Source organism: Cetobacterium sp. 2A, from assembly GCF_014250685.1.
Classification (GTDB): domain Bacteria; phylum Fusobacteriota; class Fusobacteriia; order Fusobacteriales; family Fusobacteriaceae; genus Cetobacterium.
Genome location: NZ_JACFAJ010000014.1, coordinates 130,843 through 152,089 on the forward strand (window position 1 = coordinate 130,843; position 21,247 = coordinate 152,089).

A 21,247-nucleotide genomic window follows, 5' to 3' on the forward strand; every position below is an offset into this window, starting at 1 on the left:
TATTTTTCATTAAGCTATTGTAACTAGTACTGTACCACCGTCAACTGTATCTCCTTTAGAAACAGTTATTAGGTTTACAGTTCCAGCTACAGGGGCAACTATTGCATTTTCCATTTTCATAGCTTCTAATACAACTAAAACATCTCCAGCTTTAACAACTGAACCAACTTTTACAGATACATCAACAATTAAACCTTGCATAGGAGCTTCAACTTTTGTTCCCTCTCCAACTTTTACTGGAGCTTCTGCTGCTGGTGCTGTTGATTTAGGTGTTTGAATTGTTCCCTCTTTTTCAGATATTGATTCAACTTCAACCTCATAAACTTTATCTGCTACTTTAATCTTATATACTTTTATCATTTTCTCCTCCTAGTTTAATTCTTTTATTGATTTTACTCTTATATATGCATTTTCGTCATCTGATGCTGCTTCTATAGAGGCCACCATCATAGCAACTAACATTTTTTCATCTTTTATATCTTCTGGATTGAAGCTTTTTTCTGCTACTGCAACTGGTGCAGGAGTTGGAGCATTAGTTCCAGATTTTTTAATCTCTACCTTTTCAGCCGGAATATATTTAAAAAGTGAAAGTATTGCTGATATCAATATTAACACAAAGAAAACTATGACCATACTTACAAAGGTTATGTACAGTGAACTGTTTAGAGAGATCATTCCGTCTCCGCCAAATATATTACTATTCATTATTTCCCCTTTCAATTAAAATACTATATTTATAGTTTGAACTTTTACTTCTTCTTTTGCAGGAGCATATTTACCTTCTAAATAAGTTTTAGCAATTTGTGGAAACATTCCATAAGTTAAAACTTCTTCATCTGAGTGAGCAAGATCTCCAATTTCTTCTTTTAACTTAGAAAATTCTGGTGGAATAAGATCTGCTGGTCTTCCAGTAAATACTTCCTCGTCACCTATTATTTTCTTTTTAACTTCTTCAGACATCGGAGCTGGTGATTTTCCATATAATCCTTTTACATAATCTTTTATTTCTTTAGGAACAAGTTTGTATCTTTCACCAGAAAGTACATTAAATACAGCTTGTGTTCCAACCATTTGACTCAATGGTGTTACTAGAGGTGGGAACCCTAAATCTTCCCTTACTTTTGGAATCTCTCTAAGAACCTCTTCATATCTGTGGGCAGCTTTTTGTGCTGTTAATTGCGATACAAGGTTAGATAACATTCCACCTGGTAGTTGATATTCAAGAATACTAGGTTCTGTAAATAAAGCCTGTGGATTTAATGTTCCATCCTTTATATACTTTTCTCTAATAGGCTTGAAATATTCAGCTGTTTCTTTTAACAATTCCATATTTAATTGTGGATCTCTCTCAGTTCCTGCTAATGCTCTAGCTATAGATTCTGTTGCTGGTTGAGATGTTCCACCTGCAAAAGTTGAAATAGCTGTATCTATTATATCTATTCCAGCATCTATTGCTCTTAGATATAGCATACTTGCAATTCCACTTGTAGCGTGTGTATGAAGCTCAAGAGGTATATTGATAACTGACTTTATTTCTTTTATTAATTTATATCCTTCTTCAGGTAAAAGAATTCCGGCCATATCTTTTATAACAATTGAATCAGCACCCATTGCTACAATTTCTTGGGCTAAATTTTTATAATATTCTATAGTATGAACTGGACTTATTGTATAAGAAATAGCAAGTTGACAGTGTCCACCATATTTTTTAGTCGCATCTGCTGCAACCTTTACATTTCTTAAATCGTTTAGTGCATCAAATATTCTTATGATATCAATTCCATTTTCAATTGATTTTTGTACAAATTTCTCAACAACATCATCACTATAATGACGATATCCAAGTAAATTTTGACCTCTTAACAACATTTGTAATTTTGTTTTTTTGACTCTTTTTCTAATTTCACGTAACCTCTCCCAAGGGTCTTCATTTAGGAAACGAACACACGCATCAAACGTTGCTCCACCCCAAACTTCAAGAGAGTAATAACCAGCATTATCCATAGTTTCCAAAATTGGAAGTATTTCTGCGGTTTTAAGTCTCGTAGCTATTAGAGATTGATGTCCATCTCTTAAACATGTTTCAGTTATTTTTAGCTTATTCAAAGAAACTCACTCCTTATTTTTATTTTTTTGTATACTGTATACAACTATATTGTTAAATATTATTACTTTTTTTTTCATTTGTCAACAAAAAAAAAGCTGAGATTAATCCCAGCTTTTTAATTATTTATAGCATTTAGAATAAAGTTCATTGAATCTTCTAAATGTTTCTTGTTTATTTCCAACGCCTTTTCTAAATTTTTATTTTTTATCGCTTCTATAAGATCTCTGTGTTCCTGATACGCAATTTTTCTTCTAAAGCTATCAGTTATACTTATTGTACGAAACTTCATTAAATAAAGATTTAAATTCTTTATCATCTCTATTACTCTTGGAAGTTTAGAAATAGCATAAAACTCTGAATTAAAATTTGTAAATAATTTTATCACTTCTTTTGAATTCTCATCTTTTATCATACATGACATTGTTTTATCCAAAAGCTTCTCTAATTTGTTTATATCAAAAGTATCTCTCTTAATTATCTCTTGTATGATTACCCCTTCCAAAGCAATCCTAATTTTATAAATCTCTATTATATCAGCCTCTGTTATTTCTTTTACTATAACTCCACCTTTAGAACTTACTTCTACCAGTCCCTCTAGTTCTAACATTCTAATTGCTTCACGAATTGGAGTTCTACTAATTTTAAATTTTTCAGCATAATCTAACTCTATAATTCTTTCACTCGGCTTAATACTTCCCGTTATAATTAAATCTTTTAGTTTATCATAAACCTGTTCTCTCATAGGTTTTATCTTTTGAATCATCATCTTTAATTTCACCCCTTACTGTTATTTTGAGTATAACATTTAAGATATTTAAAATCAAGACCTTTCAAAGACTTAACTTTATAATAAAATTATTTTTTAATTCTTATAAAGTAGTTGACAAAAATAAATAAATAAAGTATCCTCATATAGTAATAATACTGTATACAGGATACTGTATATGTACAAATAGAAGGAGTGAAATACATGGCAAAGAATTTTAAAGAACTTTTTGACACAAAAGAGTTCAAATGGGGTGGACTAACATTACCTATATTCCTAGGAATGTTATTTGTAGTTTTAGTAGTGGTTTACATGCCTTTTGGCGGTAAAGAATCAGCATTTTTAAGACCAAATTTCTTAACGGTACTAGCAATATTAGCAGTATTCGGAATTTTATTTGGAGAAATTGGAGACAGAATTCCTTTCTGGAATGATTACATCGGTGGAGGAACTGTACTAGTATTCTTCATGTCAGCAGTAATGGGAACTTATAAACTTGTTCCAGCACCTGTACTTAAGTCAATCGATACTTTCTACGATGCGAATCCAGTAAACTTTTTAGAGATATTTATTCCTGCACTTATAGTTGGATCAATCTTAACTGTAAACAGAAAAACTCTAATTAAATCAATCGTTGGTTATATTCCTCTTATTCTTATAGGTGTTGCTGGTGCAATGGCTGGTGGAATATTAGTTGGATTAGTCTTCGGAAAAGCACCTCTGGATATAGTAATGAACTATGTTCTACCTATCATGGGTGGAGGAACTGGAGCTGGAGCTATACCAATGGCTGAAATGTGGGCTCAAAAAACTGGTGGAGATCCAAAAACTTGGTTTGCTTTTGCAATCTCAATACTTACAATAGCTAACGTTGTTGCTATCTTAACTGGAGCTCTTTTAAAAGAGTTAGGATTTAAGAAGCCAAACCTTACTGGAAACGGTGAGCTTATGATAGCTACTGCTAGAGACGTTGCTGAAGAAAAAGAAGAAGAAGCACAAAATGTTGGACAAAAAGAATTTGCAGCAGCTCTTTTCTTTACAGGAATAGTAGCAATGATTGCTAATATCTCAGCTATAGTTTGGCAAAGTTTCAAAATGCCTTTTGAAATTCATAGATTGGCATTCTTAGTTATAGTAGTTATAATATTAAATATGGCTAACTTTGTTCCAGTTAGAATCAAAGCTGGAGCTAAAAATATGCAAAACTTCTTCTCTAAATTCACTATCTGGGTTTTAATGGCTGCAGTAGGATTTGGAACAGATGTACAAGAAATAATAAATGCTTTAACATTCTCAAACTTAGCAATAGCAATTGCTATAGTATTAGGAGCAGTTTCAGCTATTATGTTAGTTGCAAGAAAAATGAACTTCTATCCTGTTGAAGCAGCAATCACAGCTGGACTTTGTATGGCTAATAGAGGAGGTTCAGGAGATATCGCAGTTCTTGGAGCTGCAGATAGAATGGCTCTTATCTCTTTCGCACAAATTTCATCTAGAATCGGTGGAGCTATGATGCTTATACTTGGTTCTGTAATATTTGGATTATTTGCATAATTCATAATTTAGTAAACAGTCTCTATTTTAAAATAGAGACTGTTTTTTTAATTCCCACCATAATCCAGTGGGTAAAGCTAATAAAACTGCAGATATTAATTCTAGAAAAGATAACGGACATGTTTGGGCAATCCCATTTCCAATGTTTGTATAAATCATAAATAACATTATTAGTATAAGAAATATATTAATAATCCAAATAACTTTATCTCTAGATATACTAATAAAAGATTTTATTGCGGATGTTGAGTCTGAATAGTTTACATATACAAGCACCATACTCGAAACAGAAATTAAAATTAGTATAAATGAACGAGCATATTCTACTTTATGACCATTTTTTATAAACCATAAATAGGATAAAAATGTTATAACAAATATTCCCATACCTTGAAAAATTGATTTTAATACTAACGTAGAGCCTATAAGAGAATCTGAATTTGTTCTAGGAGGATGATCCATAAGATTATTTTCAGAAGGAAGTCTTTCAAAAATTATAGAACATGTTGGCACTATTATTATTTCTAAAAGGGCGACGTTTGCGGGAGTTAATATAATAGGAATATTAAAAATCGGTCCCATAAGAACCATTAGCATTATAGGTATATGAATCGCTATAACATATCCTATTGATTTTTGAATATTCTCAAATATTCTTCTTCCATCTTCAACTGTTTCTATAATCGTAGAAAATTTATCATCTAATAAAATCATAGATGCCGCTTCTTTCGCAACACCAGTTCCCTTCTTCCCCATAGCAATTCCTATATCTGCAGCTTTTAAAGCCGTTGCATCATTAACTCCATCTCCTGTCATAGCAACTACTTCTCCGTTCTTTTTGAAAGCATTGACTATTCTTAATTTATGTTTAGGCATAACTCTTGAAAAAATAGCAATTTCTTTTATCAAATTTTCTAACTGATTATCACTTAACTTTTCTATTTCATTTCCTGTAACAGATTTATCCCAATTTTCCATTTTTATCATCTTTCCAATTGTTTTTGCCGTATAGTCACTATCTCCAGTTATCATAACGACCCTAATCCCACTTTTTTTACAAGTTTCTATAGCTTCTATTACAGACTCTCTAGGTGGATCCATAAATCCAAGAAGTCCAATCAACTCTAATTGAACTTCTTTAATCTTGATAGGTATTTTTTCTAGATTTCTTTTTCTAGCAACAGCTAAAACCCTATATCCTTTTTTAGAAAGATTCTCGTATTCAACTATAAAGTTATTTTTGTCATTTTCACTAAGATAACATAAAGGAATTACTGATTCTGGAGACCCCTTAACAGCTAAACATATTTCATTTGATATTTCCCATAGATGACCCATGTATTTATTTTCTGGATTAAATGGATACTCTTCAAGTAAAGGATACTTAAAAATTTCATCTTTATTTAACCCAAAATCTACAGCTTTTAAGAGTATGGATTTCTCCATTGGATCATAAGGTTCTGTCTCACAAGCTAAAGAAGACCAATATATAAACTCTTTTTCAGATATTTTTTTATCTGGTTTTAACTCCTTCAAAGTCATTTTATTTTTTGTTAAAGTTCCTGTTTTATCGACACATAACACAGTAACTCTACCCAAAACTTCTACAACTGGAACTGAACGAACTAATGCATTCTTTTTAGCTAATCTCCAAGCCCCCATGGCTAAAAACACAGTCAATATAACTGGGAAATCTTCAGGAATTCCTGTCATAGCAAGAGTTATCGCCAGTAACAAACTTTCAGTAAAATTTTCTGTTTTATAAAAATTAAGAAAGAATATAAAAATACATAGTATCCCACTTATACTTCCTATAATTTTTACAAGTTTTCTTGTTTTTTTTTCTAATGTTTCTGAATCTGACTTCATATCAGTAAGTTCCAGACCTATTTTCCCAATTTGAGTCGATTTTCCAACCGATAATACCTCTACTACCGCACTTCCTTGAATTACAATACTTCCAGCATAAATATCTGAAAATAGTTTTTTCCAAACTATATCCGATTCTCCAGTTAGTAATGATTCATCTACACCCAAATCAAACATCTCTAAAACTTTTCCATCAATAGGTACTTTTTCTCCTTCTTCTATAATTATTATATCTTTTACTACTATTTCTGTTGATAATATAGTTTCCAACTTCCCATCTCTTATAACTCTTATCTGAGGAGATGAAAGTTCCTTTAGTTCTTCTAAAACATTTCCTGTCTTCCATTCTTGATAAAAATCAATTCCGAAGATTATACAAATAAAGAAAAACATTATTATTCCATCTTTATATTCTCCTAAAATAAAATAAATAAATGCGGCTCCAAATAGTAACAAAAACATAGGTTCACTTAAAGCTAAAATTAACTTTTCAAATAAATTTAATTTTGGCTTTTCAAATAATTCATTGGCTCCAAATTTTCTTTTACTCTCTTCTATTTCAATCTTAGAAAGACCTAAATACTCTTTTGAAAACCCACTAAACTTAGCCATAAATCTCCCTTCTATCTTTAGAATTTATTTGTTTGTTTAATATTCTAAACAACTAACTTAAATCTTTTTAAATACCTTCAATGAAAACTAAATTAATAATTAGAGGAAATAAATTTTTTTTCAAGTAAAATTATGATAATTAAAACTTAAGGGGTGAATTTAATATGAATAAAATGATAGGACCAGTCGCTTTTACAGCTTTAGCGATTTCTTCGATATTTACAACGTCCAATTTAGCTGTATTAGCAGCCAATGGTGGTGCTCTTTTTGTCCTTTTGCTTATTTCTATTTTCTTTTTCTTTATTCCAGTCGCTTTGGTTGTTGGTGAATTAACTACAGGACCTTGGGGAACAAATGTCTTTACTTGGGTTGAAGCTGCCTATGGAAAAAAAATTGGTTTAGCTGCTGTATTTTGGCAATGGTTTCAAGCGATAGTTATGACTCTTCCTATGCTGTATTTTACAGTTGGAACATTTGCTTACTGTATAGGATTTAAGGAGCTTAATACAAATCCAATTTATCAATTATTAACGGCTATTGCTTTTTACTTATTATTAATAGTCATAGAAACTATTAAGCCGCGATTTTTGATAGATATGGAAGCTTTTGGATTTTGGTTCTGTATAATGATTCCGGTGTTTGCCCTTTTTATATTTTCATTAGTTTATATTTTCCAGGGACATTCACCCGCTTTTCCTTTTACTGTAGAAGGATTGATACCAAAATTTGACTTACAAAGTTTCTTAGCTCTTATTCCGTATATTTCTTGTTTAACAGGAATTGAAATAAGTGGTCCTTTTGTTAAAAGACTAGTTGATGTAAAAAAGAATTTTCCTAAAGCTATCCTTATAGTAGTAATAACTGCTATTCTAGCAAATTTAGTTGGAAGTGGAGCAATTGCATTAATATTTCCAACTAATCAAATAAATTTAAGTAGTGGTTTTATAGAAGTATATGATTTTCTATTTAATTACTATGGTATCCCTTTATATATTGTAAAAATTTTAGGAATGCTTGTTGTATTTGGTATGCTTATTAAAACAAGCAACTGGCAAATTAGTCCAGCGTTAGCTCTTAATAGTAGTGCCAACACTAATCTTTTACCTAAAAAATTTGGATATCAAAATTCTAAAGGAACTCCTATCTATATTTTGTGGGTTCAATTGATTGCTTTAACTATTTTAGGAATATTCTTATCCATGTCTAAATCTGGAAATATAGCATTTTTAATAGCTGTTTATTTAGATGTTTCTATTTACTGTTGTGTATATGTTCTAATTTTCTTAACTTATTTTAAATTAAATAAAACTCAACCTAATGCTCCAAAATTATTTACTATGCCTGTAAAGCTTAAAATCTTTGTACCTTTAATTGGATTATTAACTACTATTGGAGTTATTGGATTATGTTTTATTCCACCAGGTGGTGTACCAAAAGATCAGTATACATTGTATATTTCTATCTTAACTGTATCATTCTTTTGTGCCTTTGTAGCGCCATTTTTAATCGGAGATTTTTTTACAGACGAGAATAAAAAGAAAGTTCAATAGCAATAAAAAATTCTCCTCGAGTATTTTAATTTATACTTGAGGAGAATTTTTTATTTTCCATAATTTTCTAATTCTTTTAAATTTTCTCTTAATTTTTTAAAAAATGTTATAAAGAAATGTTCAGAATATATAATTGATTCTCCTTCTTTTTTATCATCTGTGCCATTAGGAGGAGTCAAGTTTCCACTTCCAAGTACAGAAAAAATAAATGTTAAAGAAAAACTAGTTATAAAAATTCCAAGCATAGTTTCCTGAACAGTCATTAATCTTATCCAAATATTTGCTGCTGTTATAGTCCCTGATCCTACTGTAGTAAGAGCTCCAAAACTTATATAAATATAATTTAAATATATTTCAAAATCAAATTCTTCCATCTTCTTTAATCCGTTAAATAATTTTTCACTAGAAATTATATCAAATATATGAAATAAAGAAGAATACGCAAATCCTACTGCAAAATAGGTTAAAAAAATCATCAGTATGTCTATCTGTTTTACTTCTCTTTTATTGAAGATTACAGTAATAAATTGTTGCATAATTATCATAATAATTACAATTATAGAAATTACTATAATTATTATGTGAAGTAGCTTTACTATAAAATTATCCATGCTCCTTGAAAGTACCGCTTCTCCTAAAACTTGTAAAATTGAAACTAAAAAACTAAAATAAAATAATATTCCAATCGCATATAGGGGATATTTTTTAAAAAAATTTATGAATTTTAATCTGAAATAATATAAAAATGGATCAAGTACACAGTACAGAGATATGGTCATTACTATTAGACTCCAAATGAACTCTTTAGATTGTATAACCAAATCAGTTTCATAAATTTGAAGTCCTGAAATCCCTATGGATAGTAAAAAAGCAATAAATCTTATCTTCTTCTTTGAAAAATAGTCATATTGTTTAATTCCATTTACCGTTGAATTTTTAAAAAAATTTAATACTTTTAATACTATAGTTTTTGTTTGATCAATCATAATAACTCTCCAAATATCTTTATTTAATGTTGTCTTGAATTAAAGATACTTAATTTGAAGAAAAAATCCTCTTTATTAATCAATTTTTGAATCCTATTACTCTTGGAATTCTTTCATTTATCATGGGAATAAATTCATAAGGCGGCATTTCTAAATGACTTGATGCAACTTTAAGATCTTTAAATATTGAAACTTTATCCCCTACCTTAACGGATGAATCAACTGCAACAAAAGTAGTATCCATACTTACTTGTACTATTCTAAACTCCTTATTATTTATAATACATTTGCTATTGCAATTTTTTTTCGAAAATCCATCACCATATCCTAACTTTATTTTAGCTATATATTTATACTCATCCATTTGAAGATCTTTTTGTAAATCATAACCTATATACTTTTTTCCCTCAATTTGATTTATTCCTCCTACCTCTCCCTCCAAACTGAATACTTGTTTAAGATTTTCATCATAAAATCCTAATTCTTGAAGTCCGTATAGTAAAATTCCACATCTTAAATGAGTTGAAATATCGTTTTCTATCATTAAAATTCCTGCACTATTTTGCAAATGAATTATCTCAAAATTTTCTACTCCAACTTTACTTACTACTTCTCTAAAATTTTTTTCTAATGTTAAGGAATCTTCATAATTGGCTGCAAAAATATGAGTGAAAATCCCTTTAAAAGTTATATGTTCTTGATTTATAATTCTAACTAATTCTTCTAATTTTTCTATTTCAATACCATTTCTACTAAATCCAAATTCTAACTTTATATGTAGTCTATTTGGTTTTATCCCATTAGATAAATATCTATTTAAATCCTGATAGCTATTTACTGCAAGTTCTAAGTTTTCATTCTCCAATACATCTTCAAAATTTTCTATACTTTCCAAAACTAAAACTTTAACATTTGATAATTTTAAATTAAAAATTTTTAGAGCTTCATATAATCTAGCTACAACAAAATAGCTACATCCATTTTTTGATAAAATTTTTGCAATGGGTTCTATTCCATGACCATAAGCATTTGCTTTTAATACTGCTAAAATTTCCTTTTGTTTTGAATTTTTTAGATATTCATAGTTATGAATCAAATTCTCTTCATTAAGTTTTATTTTAAAATTATACATGTTTATCCCCCCGTTTTTTATATTTTTTCTTACTATGATATATAGCTTATTTAAATTATCTTTGCAAAGGATTTCTTTATATTTTCTATTTTTTATGATAAAATTAAGGTAGAATATAGATTTTTTTATTATGTAGGGGGGATAAATTATGAAGATAATATCTTTATTAAATTTTAAAGGTGGAGTTGGGAAAACAACTAGCACTCATTCTATTGGAGCTGCTCTTTCTAATTTTGGGAAAAAAATACTTTTAATAGATTTAGATCCACAAGGGACTCTTACATTTTTATCAACAGATAAAAATATAGAAAATTCCTCTACTGAATTATTATTTCATAAAATAACTCCTGAAGAATGTATTTTAAAAGAAACGGAGTTTGATATAATTCCCAGTAGTATAAAATTAGCGACTTCTGAACTAGAATTAAATGGTCATTATGGAAAAGAATTTAAATTAAAAACTGCTTTAGAAAGTTTAAAAGATTCTTATGACTATATCCTTATAGATTGTCCACCAAGTCTATCTGTATTTACGTTAAACGCTCTTACTGCTTCAACAGACTTAATTATCCCATGCGAATGTGAATTGGCCTCATTAGAGGGATTAGAGCTTCTCTTGGCTACATTAGGGACTCCAATAAAAGCACTTAACCCAGATTTGAAAATTTTAGGAATTTTACCTACTAAATTAGATGGAAGAAAAAATATATCTAGAGAAGTTTATGAAACTTTACAGGAAGAACATAAAAATTTACTTCCTCCAATTAGAATTAATAGTAAACTTAGTGAATTAGGAATTGAAAAAGTTTCTATTTTTAAATATGATAAAAATTCAAATGGTGCAAAAGACTACTTTAAAGTTGCACAGGTGATTCTTGATGTCAAAGCTTAATAGATTAAAAGACAGAAAAAAAAGAGACTATTTTGAAGATGCAAATATAGCAGTTAGTACTATAACACAAGAGGAAATTAGAATTTCTTCTATAAATTTTGATTATCAAACTCTAGAGATTTCAACAGAAGACAAAAAAAATCTTTTAGATATAGAAAAAGATATGTTATTTCAAGGTAAAAAATTAGGAGATACGGCTCTTAAAATTGGAGAAAATCTTAATAGAGCGAGAGGAATTTTTTCTAAATATTCAACTGATGATTCTGATTTAACATCATTTGTAAAATGGTATACTGCTTTGGGATTAACTAAGGATCAAGTCTATCTTTTTAGTGGAAGATATAAACTTTGTTTATCTGAACCAAAATTTAAAGATAATATTTTAGTGCTTTCTGACAGAGCTATTAAGGAAGTTATAAATAAAAAAACTCCCAAAATGATTGTTGAAAAAGTTTTAAGTGGAGAATTAAAAACAGGATTGGAAATAAAGAACGCAAGAGAACAGTTTGAAATTTCGAGCGTGCTCGAAATTTCAAACGATTTAGAAAGTGAATTAATATATAAAAAGCTAGAATTAAAAAATTTAAAAAAAGAAATCAAACTTAAAGAATTGGAATTAAAAAATCTTATAGAAAAAGCTCTATTACTAGAACAAGAAATTAATAAAGAGATGGCTTGAAAAATCAAGCCATCTCTTTATTCTTTTTCCATAACCTCATAATAATTTCTCATAGTCGATTTATTATATTGAAAGTTTTTTATTTTTTTATTTACTCCAATTCCATCAATTTTATAAATCAACGGAATCACTGGATTATCATCAGCTACAATCTCTTGCGCTTTTTTATAGTGATTTTTTCTTTTTTCTGAATCATTTGTATGTCTTGCAAGTTCTAGTTCAGAATCTAATTCTATATTCGAATAAAAACTTCTATTCCCACCACTCCCAATTGAAGAAGTATGGAACAATGCGCTCATTACCGCATCTGAATCACTTGCACCTAATACCCAGCCTGTTAAAAGGATATCATGAGCTCCAGAAGATGTCTTTTGCAAGAATGTACCCAAATCAACAATTTCTATTGTTGATTTTATTCCAACATCTTTTAAGTCAGATTGTATAATTTGAGCTATCTGAACTCTTAAAATATTTTCACTAGTCCATATTTTTAAATTTAAATTCTCTAAATTTTCTTCTTTTAATATTTCTTTTGCTTTTGACGGATTATACTCATATCCCTCCAACTCTTGATAACTTCCAAAAATTGAAGGATTTATAGGAGATTTTGCAATTTTTCCTCGTCCTAGAAAAACTGCCTCCAAGATACCTTCCTTATTTATTGAATGATGTATAGCTTTTCTTAAATTTTTATTTTTTAATCCTTCCTTCATAACATTCAAAGATATAAATTCTGTTGTAGTACTCAATTTGTGAAGTAAGTTTAATTTTGGATTTTCTATTATAGTATCAAAATCTATTGGCGATATAGCATATGCAATATCAATATCACCTGTTTCAAGTGCTGCCAATCTACTGCTATTTTCTGTAATTACTTTAAATATTATTCCATCAATTTTCGGTGAACCTTTATAATAGTCATGAAATTTTTCTAAAACTATATTTTCGCCATTATTCCATTTCTTAATCTTAAATGGACCTGTTCCAATCGGAGATAGAGAAGATTTTTCTTCTGATTCTAAACTATATTCTTCATTTAAAATAGCAGCTAAAGGCATTGTCAGATTATAAAGTAAGGGGGCCGAGGGATTTTTTAATTTAACTAAAACTCTATATTTTCCAGCTTCTTTAACTGACTCTATATCACTAACTATTGTCTGACTTCCTGGCTTTTTTAACATTCTTTGTAAACTAAAAACTACATCTTTTTCTGTCATTTCTTTTCCATTATGAAATTTTACATTTTTTTTCAAATTAAAAAGTATTTCTTTTTCTGAAATATATTCCCAATTTTCAGCTAATTCTGGAGTTATATTCCCTTGATCATTTAAAGTTACTAATGTATTGAACACATGCTCAGTTATCGCCAATGTCGAAAACTCATTATAAAGATGTGGATCTAAAGATTTTGGTTTTAATCCTTGAGCCACCATTATAAAATTATTTTTTTTATGCTCAGGAATTATTTCTCTAATTAATAATACTATTCCAACTACAACCAGAATAAGTACTATAAGATATTTTTTCATTTATTCTTTTTTCTCCTAGTTTTCTATTTTTTTTCTTTTTTCAACTCTTGTATAGCACGTCTAACTATTACGTCAATATCTTCAGATTGAATTTTTGCTTGATCATACTGGTTAAATAAAATTCTACCAACTTCAAGGAGTAATGTTGTCTCTTCTTCTACTCCAAAGAAAAAGATGTTTGAATAATTCATACTCTTAGTTCTTATTTCATTTCTTATTTCATCCTGTGATAAATATTTTTTATTATCTATTACTACTTCTATTTTATCTTCTACTATTTCTAGAATATTTAAATCCGTAAAATATTTAATTTTATCTAAATATTTTGCAATTATCGAAAGTTTTCCTAATGTAAAAGCCCTTTTTACTGTAGAAGACTCGTTTCCAGCCTCTAATAAGTAATCTTTTAAAGCATCTTGTTCTATTTTTTTCTTTTCTTTTTCTGAAAGATTTCTATATTTTATTTTTAATTCATCTAATTCTTGTTGCTCTTTTTCAACACTCTCTTTTTCTTTGTCTATTTCTTCTTGTAGCATTTGAAATTTAAGAGATTGTTGTTGTTTTTTCTTTTCTTGGAATTTAAAATCTGCTATCCAATCTTTTTCAAGAGAATTTATAAAATACGTCCTAATACTTAAAGTACTGTTTTGTTTTGTATAATTTGCTGCCAATTTAACTTTTTCCAATCCGTAAATTTTTATCATATCCATAATAGTTTTAGGCATTGTTTTTAAAGTTTTTGCTTTTTCAGGTAAAAGAGAGAATATCTCATCTAAAACTCGTTCAGTTTCTTCTAATTTTTCAGAATTTTCTTCTATATTCTTCTCTTCTGTAAAACTAATCATCAAATTATTAAATTGATTTCTATCTTGAAAAAAGTTATCTTGTTTTATTAAATTATGTTCTTCATTGAAAAAAAACTCTATTTCAGCTGTTTCCCAAGTACCTTCTTTAATAATATTAAAATTTTCTATAAGACCCTTTTCCTTTAAATCTTTACAAGATTTTTCAATTATAGATGCACTTCTACTTATAACTTTTTTGTCAAAACTTAATGGAATTCTCTTTATTAAAACTTCTAACTTTTCTTTTATATGTAATCTATTAAATCTCCATTTATTAATTAAAAGATAAATTGCTCTAGTTATTGGACTTCCCATTTCTAATAAAAGTTCAGAATTATATACTAAATAACCTTTTCTAACTATGTTGTTATAAAAAGGTTGAGATAATGAAATTTTATAGATTTCACTTATTCTTCCATCCCTAAAATACTCCGTCTCTCCGCCTTTTGCTTTAGTTTTAGTTATAATTCTAACGTTCATTATATTTGTAAGAATAGTATCCTCAACTATACTTCCTTCTGTGTTTGAATAAAGTGTATTTTTAAAAGTATATGAAGTTTGGCTTAATCTTGCTATTGAACCCTTTATTTGTTTTAATAAAGTTTGTCTTGTTCCTCTATTTTCAACATTTAAATTATCTAATATTTCACTAGCAGAAACTATAAATTCAATTCCATATTTTTTATCCCTCATTATCTTTGTAAGTGCAATAAAAATTCTTTCTTCTAATTCTCCTGGAATTGAATCACCAGAAGTTGGTCTAACTTCAATATATTTATCTTTCCTTTGATTAAAATAATATATAACTACTTGATTAGGTTTTCTTTTTCTATTTTTACTAAAAAGTGGATATTCTATCATATTCATGTCAAATCTGATTAATTTATTTCCAGCTTCAGCTAATATTTTCTCTTCTGGTAATTCAAGGAATTCTTCTATTATTTCAACTTCTCCATTATCAATTACCTGTGGATACATCCAATCATTTTTATTTTTTTTCCCCATTTTTTATTTTATCCCCTTCAGACACCAACATCTATTCTTATATGTATATATTTTACTTGTTTTTATACAATTTTACCTTAACTTCCGGGAAATTACAAGGAATTTGTTGGTATTAGATGTAGAAATATGCCTATTTTACCAATATGTTGGTATTAGATGTAGAAAGTGTTGGTATTAGATGTAGAAAGTGTTGGTATTAGATGTAGAAAGTGTTGGTATTAGATGTAGAAATATGTTGGTATTAGATGGGGATAAATTTTTTATATTGAACACATAATCTAACCCTTGTAACTATTGAGTTTAAGAGTCTTTTTTTTGATTTATTTATTTGCACTAACAATATAAACAATATTAAACAATACTAAACAACTATAACAATGTTAATATCTCTTGAATAATCTTTATGTGTATGATATAATAATCACTATATAAAATAAATAAATCAAGATGTTTGGGAGATCCATCTTAAAAAAAAACCAGCAATAGATAACTAATACTATAGTTTTTTATGCCCGGTTTTTACCGGGATTTTTTGTTTTTTTGGAACCCAAAAAGGGAGAATTAAATTGAAAAAAATTATAATTGATTGTGATCCAGGAATAGACGATGCTTTAGCTTTGATTTTTGCTATAAAATCTACTAAGTTAAATGTTATAGGAATTACAATTTGTGCTGGAAATGTTCCAGTTGAATTAGGAGCAATTAATGCTTATAAAGTTTTAAAATTATTAGGAAGAGAAGATATTCCAATTTATTGTGGAGATAATTTACCTATAAAAAGAGAATTAATAACAGCTCAAGATACTCATGGGATAGATGGTCTTGGAGAAATACTACAGGAGATAGAACTTCCTGAAAATATTATTAAAGGTAATGCTATTGATTATATTTTAAAAACTTTAAATGAAGACGATCAAATTTCAATTATAGCACTTGGACCATTAACTAATTTAGCAAAAGTAGTTAAACAAGATTCTAATGTTTTGAATAAAGCTAAAAAAATAATTTCTATGGGAGGAGCATTCCAAACAAATGGAAATTGTTCACAAGTCGCAGAATTTAATTACTGGGTTGATCCCGAATCTGTAAATATTGTTTTTGAAAATGTAAAAACACCAATTCATTTAATACCTTTAGATGTAACTAGAAAAATTGTTTTAACTCCAAATTATAGAGAATATTTAAAACAAATGAATAATCCTATTTCAATATTTATATATAATATAACAAATTTTTATGTAGATTTTCATTGGAAACAAGAAAAAATATTAGGTTGTGTTATAAATGACCCATTAGTTATTGGATATTTGTTAGATGAAACATTATGTGAAGGCTTCTTAAGCCATTTAGAGTGCGTTGAAGATGGAAAGGCTATAGGACAATCATTAATAGATGTCGGAGGCTTTTATAATCGAAATAATAACGTGCATATAAATACAAAAGTTAATCAGAAAAAATTCTTTGAACTCTTTTTTAATACAATTTTTCCTGAAAATATAAAAACTAATACCATTGTTTTGGAGGGATATTAATGAGTGATTTTATTTTTTATAATGAAATTTTATGGTTTGTAAAATTATTAGTAAGTTTTTTAATAGTAATAGGAGCTTATAAAACATTTGGAAAAGTAGGTCTTTTTATATGGATTCCAATTTCTATGTTTATAGCTAATATAGAAGTAATAATTCTTGTTAAATTATTTGGACTTCATGCTTCTTTGGGAAATATTCCTTATGCAAGTGCCTTTTTAGTAACAGATATTCTTTCTGAAAAATATGGAGAAAAAGATGCTAAAAAAGCTATTTGGATAGGTTTTTTTACAAATATAGTTGTTACTTTTATGATTAACCTAGCATTATATTTTGTACCTGAAACAGATGGTTTAGGAATGTTTAATAGTTTAAAATCAATTTTTGGTTTATTTCCTAGATTTATGATAGCGGGACTTATAGCCTATGGAATTTCTCAATATTTGGATGTATATCTTTACCAAGTTTTAAAAAATAAATTTCCAAAGCACTTATGGATTAGAAATAATGGAAGTACAATGATAAGTCAACTTGTAGATAATATTTTATTTACAGGAATGGCATTTACAGGAGTTTTTCCTCTAAATGTTATGTTTGAAATTTTCTTGAGCACATATATTTTAAAGTGGATAGTAGCTGCCCTTGATACTCCATTTTTATACTGGGCAACAAAAATAGATGGTGAGAAAAGTATTTGTTAGTTCCATTCATATAGTAAAAAGGAATACGTTAACTTAATTCGTAAAAAAAAATAAGTTAACATATTAAAAATGAACTCCTCTTAGAATAACAAAATATATTGTTAACATTTTACAGACAAAATTTCTAATGGGGAGATGTGTATGTTATTAAAAACAAAAATACTAAGTTCTATAGGATTAGTAATATTATTTCAAAATAGTTATTCCTTAGAATTATCTTTGCCAAAGCAATATTCAGTAAAATATTTTCATAATTTTGGAAATATAGATGGATTTGTTCAAATTCCCAGAGGTGGAAAAGATGGAAGTTCTAGTATAAGACGTCCAGAATTTGATGAAATGGGTATTGATAATATAGACTATCCAGAAATTGAATTAAAGGCAAAATGGGAAAAAATATCAATATATGCAGCAAGTAAATATATCACATTTGATGGGAATAAAACCATAGATAATGATCTGATAACTCATAACACATATATTCCAAAAAATACAAAATTTGATAGCTCTCATGAATATACATCTTATATATTTGGTGCTGAATACGATTATATATTAAGTACAAAATTTAAAATAACTCCTTTAGTAGAATTTTTAATTGCAGATTTTGATTATAAATTTACTGGAACAATTCCTAATGGAAATTCTATTTCTAGTAGGAGAACATTTGGATGGACTTCGTTTCGGTTAGGAATTGCTAGTACATATTCATTTAATGAAATATACAAATTAAAATTACAGTTTAAAGCAGCACTTCCTGTAAGTAAGATAAAAAAAGAATTTAATCTAGCTTTAATAAATAGTTTTAATCTATATAAAAATGGAAAGAATGAGTTGAATTTATTAGCTGGAATAGAATATGAAAATTTTGAATTTCGAGATTCTCAAGACGAAATGCAAAATTTTATGAAGCATACAATTACTCCGATTTATAAGATTGGATTAGAATACTTATTTTAAAAAAAAGACTGAACTAAGAGAAATTCAAAGTTCAGTCTTTTTTTTTATAGAAAAGTTAGAGAAAGAGTAATTATTATTCCTGAATAAAGAAGTATAACTATTCCATATCCCATAACATCCTTAGCTCCAAGTTTAGCAATAGCTAAAGCAGGTAAAGCCCAGAAAGGTTGAATCATGTTAGTCCATGCATCTCCCCAAGCTATCGCCATTCCTGTTCTAGCAGCACTGATACCAAGTTCTTTACCAGCTGGCATCATTATAGGAGCTTGAACAGCCCATTGTCCACCACCAGAAGGAACAAAGAAGTTAACTATTCCAGCACTCAAAAAAGAAAGCGCAGGGAAAGACAATTGACCAGACATACTGATAAACCATTCTGAGATTAATCCAGCTAGAGAAACACCTTCGATATTAGCACCAGTCATCATTCCCATTATACCGGCATAGAATGGAAACTGAAGTATAATCCCAGAAGCTCCCTTTGTAGCATTTGATATTGCGTTTAAAAGGTTCTTAGGGGTCTTGTGTAAAACTATTGCAGTTACCAAGAAAATTAAATTAACTATATTAAGATTTAAATCAAAACCTTTTGTAACAAAGTAATTAATAATATAAACATACCCTAATATTCCAATTAATATATTTATAATAGAACTATTTTCCATTTTGTCAGCAGGTGTCATATTTTCTCTCGATAATTGTTGTTGTGGTTCTTCATTATCAAAAAGTGTTGGATCTACAGTAACAATATCATTTTTGTTTTTTGGATGCATAGCTGCATTCAAAATAGGCATAGTTATTAATAGTATTGCAAGTATAGAAAGATTAAAAGATGAAAAAATAGTTTCTGAAGTGCTTATTCCAGAACTTAGAGCACCAGCAGTTGCTTTTTCAAGGTTTCCAGATGCAAGTGTTAGTGGTATTGATCCTGATATTCCTCCGTGCCACAATAAAAATCCAGAGTATGCAGAAGCTATAAGAAGTCTATAATCTACTCCTTTAATCTTTTTAGCAAGCTCTTTTGCATAAATTGCTCCAATTACAAGTCCAAATCCCCAGTTTAAGATACAAGCAACACTTGATACAAGTGTTACAGCCATTATTGATTGTCTAGGATTTTTTGGAATATCAGAAAGTTTGTTTAAAATTTTTTTAAAAAATGGAGCAGTAGCTAAAGTATGTCCCGAAACTAAAACAACAACCATCTGCATGGAAAAAGCAAGTAAAGACCAAACACCATTTCCCCAAAAATTAGCCATAGCTAATGGAGATTGTTTAGTAAGAGTAGTTGCCATGATAAAAACGATAAAAGTAAGAATAGCAGCAAAAAGAAATGCATCTGGTAAATATTTTTGCATTAAAGAAACACAAATTTGTGTAAATTTTCCAAAAATTCCAATTTTTCTATTTTGTTCAATTGAATTACTTTGTTCCATTCATTTTCCTCCATAATTTTATAAAATTAAAGAGAAGAATGATTAAAATTCTTCTCTTTTTGAATTTGCTTTTATCTACAAGCTTTTAATTTTTTTATTTCTTCAATTAAATGTGGTGTAACTTTATTTAAATCTGCTACTATTCCTAAATCAGCTGAACCAAAAATAGGGGCATATTTATCTTTGTTAATCGCAATTATATACTCAGACTCTTCCATTCCAGCTAAATGCTGTATAGCTCCAGAAATTCCAAGAGCGAAGTAAAGATTTGGTCTTACAGTTTTTCCTGTTTGTCCAACTTGTCTGTCGTGACCAATAATTCCTGAATCTACAAGAGCTCTAGAAGCTGACATAATTCCATTTATTTCATTTGCAAAAGCTTCTAGTTTGACAAAGTTCTCTTTATTTCCAACTCCTCTTCCAGCAGAAACTAGTATATTTGCTTCACTGATATCTACTTTTTCTTTTTCTTCTTTTACAATTTCAAGAACTTTAACTTTCATTTTACTATTATCAAATTGAACTGGGAAATGAGAGATTATTCCTTGATTTAATTCATTTCTTACTTCTTTTTGCATAACTCCAGGTCTAACAGTAGACATTTGTGGTCTGTGATCAGGACAGATGATTGTAGCCATTAAGTTTCCACCAAAAGCTGGTCTAGTCATAAGAAGTTCTCTGTTATCTCCAATTTCAAGAGAAGTACAATCAGCTGTTAAACCAGTTTGTATTCTAGATGAAATTCTTGGTCCTAAATCTCTTCCTATTGTAGTAGCTCCAACTAGAGCTATTTCAGGTTTTCTGTCTTTTATGATTGCTGAGAAAGCTTGAGTATATGCCTCTGTATCATAGATTGCAAGCTCTTTAGCATCAACAACAACAACTTCGTCAGCTCCGTATGCTAGAAGTTCTTTAGCAAGATTTTCAATATTATGTCCTAAAAGAACAGCAGTCACTTTTTCATCTAATAATTTTGCAAGTTCCTTACCTTTTCCAATTAATTCAAGTCCAACATTTTCTAAAATACCTTCTCTTTGTTCTGCAAATACAAGTATTCCTCTATATTCATTTAAATTCATGATACTCTCCTTCAGT

18 protein-coding genes are annotated in these 21,247 nt (G+C 28.6%); 7 read left to right on the forward strand and 11 right to left on the reverse strand.

Annotated elements, in window-relative coordinates; translation table 11 throughout:
• Window positions 1-9: 9 nt before the first annotated feature.
• The 4 genes from H3N56_RS13085 to H3N56_RS13100 all read right to left on the reverse strand — a co-directional run bounded on the left by H3N56_RS13085 (window position 10) and on the right by H3N56_RS13100 (window position 2,873).
• On the reverse strand, window positions 10-360 hold the full coding sequence (locus tag H3N56_RS13085) for a biotin/lipoyl-containing protein (RefSeq protein WP_185881620.1): 351 nt from the start codon (window positions 358-360) through the stop codon (window positions 10-12).
• 9 nt (window positions 361-369) lie between these two features.
• Complete coding sequence (locus H3N56_RS13090; RefSeq protein ID WP_185881621.1) at window positions 370-705, reverse strand: OadG family protein; 336 nt, start codon at window positions 703-705, stop codon at window positions 370-372.
• A 15-nt stretch (window positions 706-720) separates the two neighbouring features.
• Window positions 721-2,106: an oxaloacetate decarboxylase subunit alpha gene (locus H3N56_RS13095; RefSeq protein ID WP_185881622.1), complete on the reverse strand. Its 1,386-nt coding sequence runs from the start codon at window positions 2,104-2,106 to the stop codon at window positions 721-723.
• A 116-nt stretch (window positions 2,107-2,222) separates the two neighbouring features.
• Window positions 2,223-2,873: a GntR family transcriptional regulator gene (locus H3N56_RS13100; protein WP_185881623.1), complete on the reverse strand. Its 651-nt coding sequence runs from the start codon at window positions 2,871-2,873 to the stop codon at window positions 2,223-2,225.
• Between the two features lie 204 nt (window positions 2,874-3,077).
• Between H3N56_RS13100 and H3N56_RS13105 the strand changes: the two genes are divergently transcribed.
• On the forward strand, window positions 3,078-4,427 hold the full coding sequence (locus H3N56_RS13105) for a 2-hydroxycarboxylate transporter family protein (RefSeq protein WP_185881624.1): 1,350 nt from the start codon (window positions 3,078-3,080) through the stop codon (window positions 4,425-4,427).
• 27 nt (window positions 4,428-4,454) lie between these two features.
• Here the strand turns inward: H3N56_RS13105 and H3N56_RS13110 are convergent, their stop codons facing one another.
• Window positions 4,455-6,908 carry a cation-translocating P-type ATPase gene (locus H3N56_RS13110; RefSeq protein ID WP_185881625.1) on the reverse strand — a complete coding sequence of 818 codons (2,454 nt, stop codon included), beginning with the start codon at window positions 6,906-6,908 and terminating at the stop codon, window positions 4,455-4,457.
• Between the two features lie 164 nt (window positions 6,909-7,072).
• Here H3N56_RS13110 and H3N56_RS13115 point away from each other — a divergent pair, with 164 nt between their 5' ends.
• Window positions 7,073-8,458 carry an APC family permease gene (locus H3N56_RS13115; RefSeq protein ID WP_185881626.1) on the forward strand — a complete coding sequence of 462 codons (1,386 nt, stop codon included), beginning with the start codon at window positions 7,073-7,075 and terminating at the stop codon, window positions 8,456-8,458.
• Between the two features lie 50 nt (window positions 8,459-8,508).
• On the opposite strand, the gene H3N56_RS13120 is transcribed toward H3N56_RS13115, so the two are convergent.
• Both H3N56_RS13120 and alr read right to left on the reverse strand, forming a co-directional pair.
• Window positions 8,509-9,444, reverse strand: coding sequence for a hypothetical protein (locus tag H3N56_RS13120; RefSeq protein WP_185881627.1), 936 nt, complete (start codon window positions 9,442-9,444; stop codon window positions 8,509-8,511).
• Between the two features lie 79 nt (window positions 9,445-9,523).
• Window positions 9,524-10,576: an alanine racemase gene (alr, locus tag H3N56_RS13125; RefSeq protein ID WP_185881628.1), complete on the reverse strand. Its 1,053-nt coding sequence runs from the start codon at window positions 10,574-10,576 to the stop codon at window positions 9,524-9,526.
• Window positions 10,577-10,724: 148 nt separating this feature from the next.
• Between alr and H3N56_RS13130 the strand changes: the two genes are divergently transcribed.
• A complete protein-coding gene (locus tag H3N56_RS13130) occupies window positions 10,725-11,468 on the forward strand; it encodes a ParA family protein (RefSeq protein WP_185881629.1) in 744 nt (247 codons plus the stop codon).
• Window positions 11,455-12,147, forward strand: a complete 693-nt coding sequence (locus tag H3N56_RS13135; protein WP_185881630.1) for a hypothetical protein — start codon at window positions 11,455-11,457, stop codon at window positions 12,145-12,147. The genes H3N56_RS13130 and H3N56_RS13135 overlap by 14 nt, the downstream gene beginning before the upstream one ends.
• A 17-nt stretch (window positions 12,148-12,164) precedes the next feature.
• Here H3N56_RS13135 and H3N56_RS13140 read toward each other — a convergent pair whose 3' ends face one another.
• Window positions 12,165-13,676, reverse strand: a complete 1,512-nt coding sequence (locus H3N56_RS13140; RefSeq protein ID WP_185881631.1) for an ABC transporter substrate-binding protein — start codon at window positions 13,674-13,676, stop codon at window positions 12,165-12,167.
• Between the two features lie 23 nt (window positions 13,677-13,699).
• The gene (locus H3N56_RS13145) at window positions 13,700-15,526 is read right to left on the reverse strand and encodes a hypothetical protein (RefSeq protein WP_185881632.1); all 1,827 of its coding nucleotides are present in this window, start codon (window positions 15,524-15,526) and stop codon (window positions 13,700-13,702) included.
• Between the two features lie 566 nt (window positions 15,527-16,092).
• Here H3N56_RS13145 and H3N56_RS13150 point away from each other — a divergent pair.
• The 3 genes from H3N56_RS13150 to H3N56_RS13160 all read left to right on the forward strand — a co-directional run bounded on the left by H3N56_RS13150 (window position 16,093) and on the right by H3N56_RS13160 (window position 18,716).
• Window positions 16,093-17,058 (forward strand): nucleoside hydrolase, encoded by a 966-nt coding sequence (locus H3N56_RS13150; RefSeq protein WP_221893506.1) that lies wholly within the window; start codon window positions 16,093-16,095, stop codon window positions 17,056-17,058.
• An 11-nt stretch (window positions 17,059-17,069) separates the two neighbouring features.
• Window positions 17,070-17,756: a queuosine precursor transporter gene (locus H3N56_RS13155; RefSeq protein WP_370521089.1), complete on the forward strand. Its 687-nt coding sequence runs from the start codon at window positions 17,070-17,072 to the stop codon at window positions 17,754-17,756.
• Window positions 17,757-17,897: 141 nt separating this feature from the next.
• Window positions 17,898-18,716 (forward strand): hypothetical protein, encoded by an 819-nt coding sequence (locus H3N56_RS13160; protein WP_185881652.1) that lies wholly within the window; start codon window positions 17,898-17,900, stop codon window positions 18,714-18,716.
• 44 nt (window positions 18,717-18,760) lie between these two features.
• Here the strand turns inward: H3N56_RS13160 and H3N56_RS13165 are convergent, their stop codons facing one another.
• Together H3N56_RS13165 and H3N56_RS13170 are read right to left on the reverse strand one after the other, a co-directional pair.
• Entirely contained in the window at window positions 18,761-20,152 is a 1,392-nt protein-coding gene (locus tag H3N56_RS13165) for a short-chain fatty acid transporter (RefSeq protein ID WP_185881634.1), read from the reverse strand.
• Between the two features lie 71 nt (window positions 20,153-20,223).
• Window positions 20,224-21,231 (reverse strand): electron transfer flavoprotein subunit alpha/FixB family protein, encoded by a 1,008-nt coding sequence (locus H3N56_RS13170; RefSeq protein WP_185881635.1) that lies wholly within the window; start codon window positions 21,229-21,231, stop codon window positions 20,224-20,226.
• Window positions 21,232-21,247 lie beyond the last annotated feature (16 nt).

Coding starts and splice junctions, on each gene's coding strand:
- H3N56_RS13170 (WP_185881635.1), bottom strand. CDS start 21,231: ATGAATTTAAATGAATATAGAGGAATACTTGTATTTGCAGAACAAAGA.
- H3N56_RS13110 (WP_185881625.1), bottom strand. CDS start 6,908: ATGGCTAAGTTTAGTGGGTTTTCAAAAGAGTATTTAGGTCTTTCTAAG.
- H3N56_RS13145 (WP_185881632.1), bottom strand. CDS start 15,526: ATGGGGAAAAAAAATAAAAATGATTGGATGTATCCACAGGTAATTGAT.
- H3N56_RS13140 (WP_185881631.1), bottom strand. CDS start 13,676: ATGAAAAAATATCTTATAGTACTTATTCTGGTTGTAGTTGGAATAGTA.
- H3N56_RS13085 (WP_185881620.1), bottom strand. CDS start 360: ATGATAAAAGTATATAAGATTAAAGTAGCAGATAAAGTTTATGAGGTT.
- H3N56_RS13160 (WP_185881652.1), top strand. CDS start 17,898: ATGTTATTAAAAACAAAAATACTAAGTTCTATAGGATTAGTAATATTA.
- H3N56_RS13115 (WP_185881626.1), top strand. CDS start 7,073: ATGAATAAAATGATAGGACCAGTCGCTTTTACAGCTTTAGCGATTTCT.
- H3N56_RS13165 (WP_185881634.1), bottom strand. CDS start 20,152: ATGGAACAAAGTAATTCAATTGAACAAAATAGAAAAATTGGAATTTTT.
- alr (WP_185881628.1), bottom strand. CDS start 10,576: ATGTATAATTTTAAAATAAAACTTAATGAAGAGAATTTGATTCATAAC.
- H3N56_RS13105 (WP_185881624.1), top strand. CDS start 3,078: ATGGCAAAGAATTTTAAAGAACTTTTTGACACAAAAGAGTTCAAATGG.
- H3N56_RS13135 (WP_185881630.1), top strand. CDS start 11,455: ATGTCAAAGCTTAATAGATTAAAAGACAGAAAAAAAAGAGACTATTTT.
- H3N56_RS13090 (WP_185881621.1), bottom strand. CDS start 705: ATGAATAGTAATATATTTGGCGGAGACGGAATGATCTCTCTAAACAGT.
- H3N56_RS13120 (WP_185881627.1), bottom strand. CDS start 9,444: ATGATTGATCAAACAAAAACTATAGTATTAAAAGTATTAAATTTTTTT.
- H3N56_RS13130 (WP_185881629.1), top strand. CDS start 10,725: ATGAAGATAATATCTTTATTAAATTTTAAAGGTGGAGTTGGGAAAACA.
- H3N56_RS13100 (WP_185881623.1), bottom strand. CDS start 2,873: ATGATGATTCAAAAGATAAAACCTATGAGAGAACAGGTTTATGATAAA.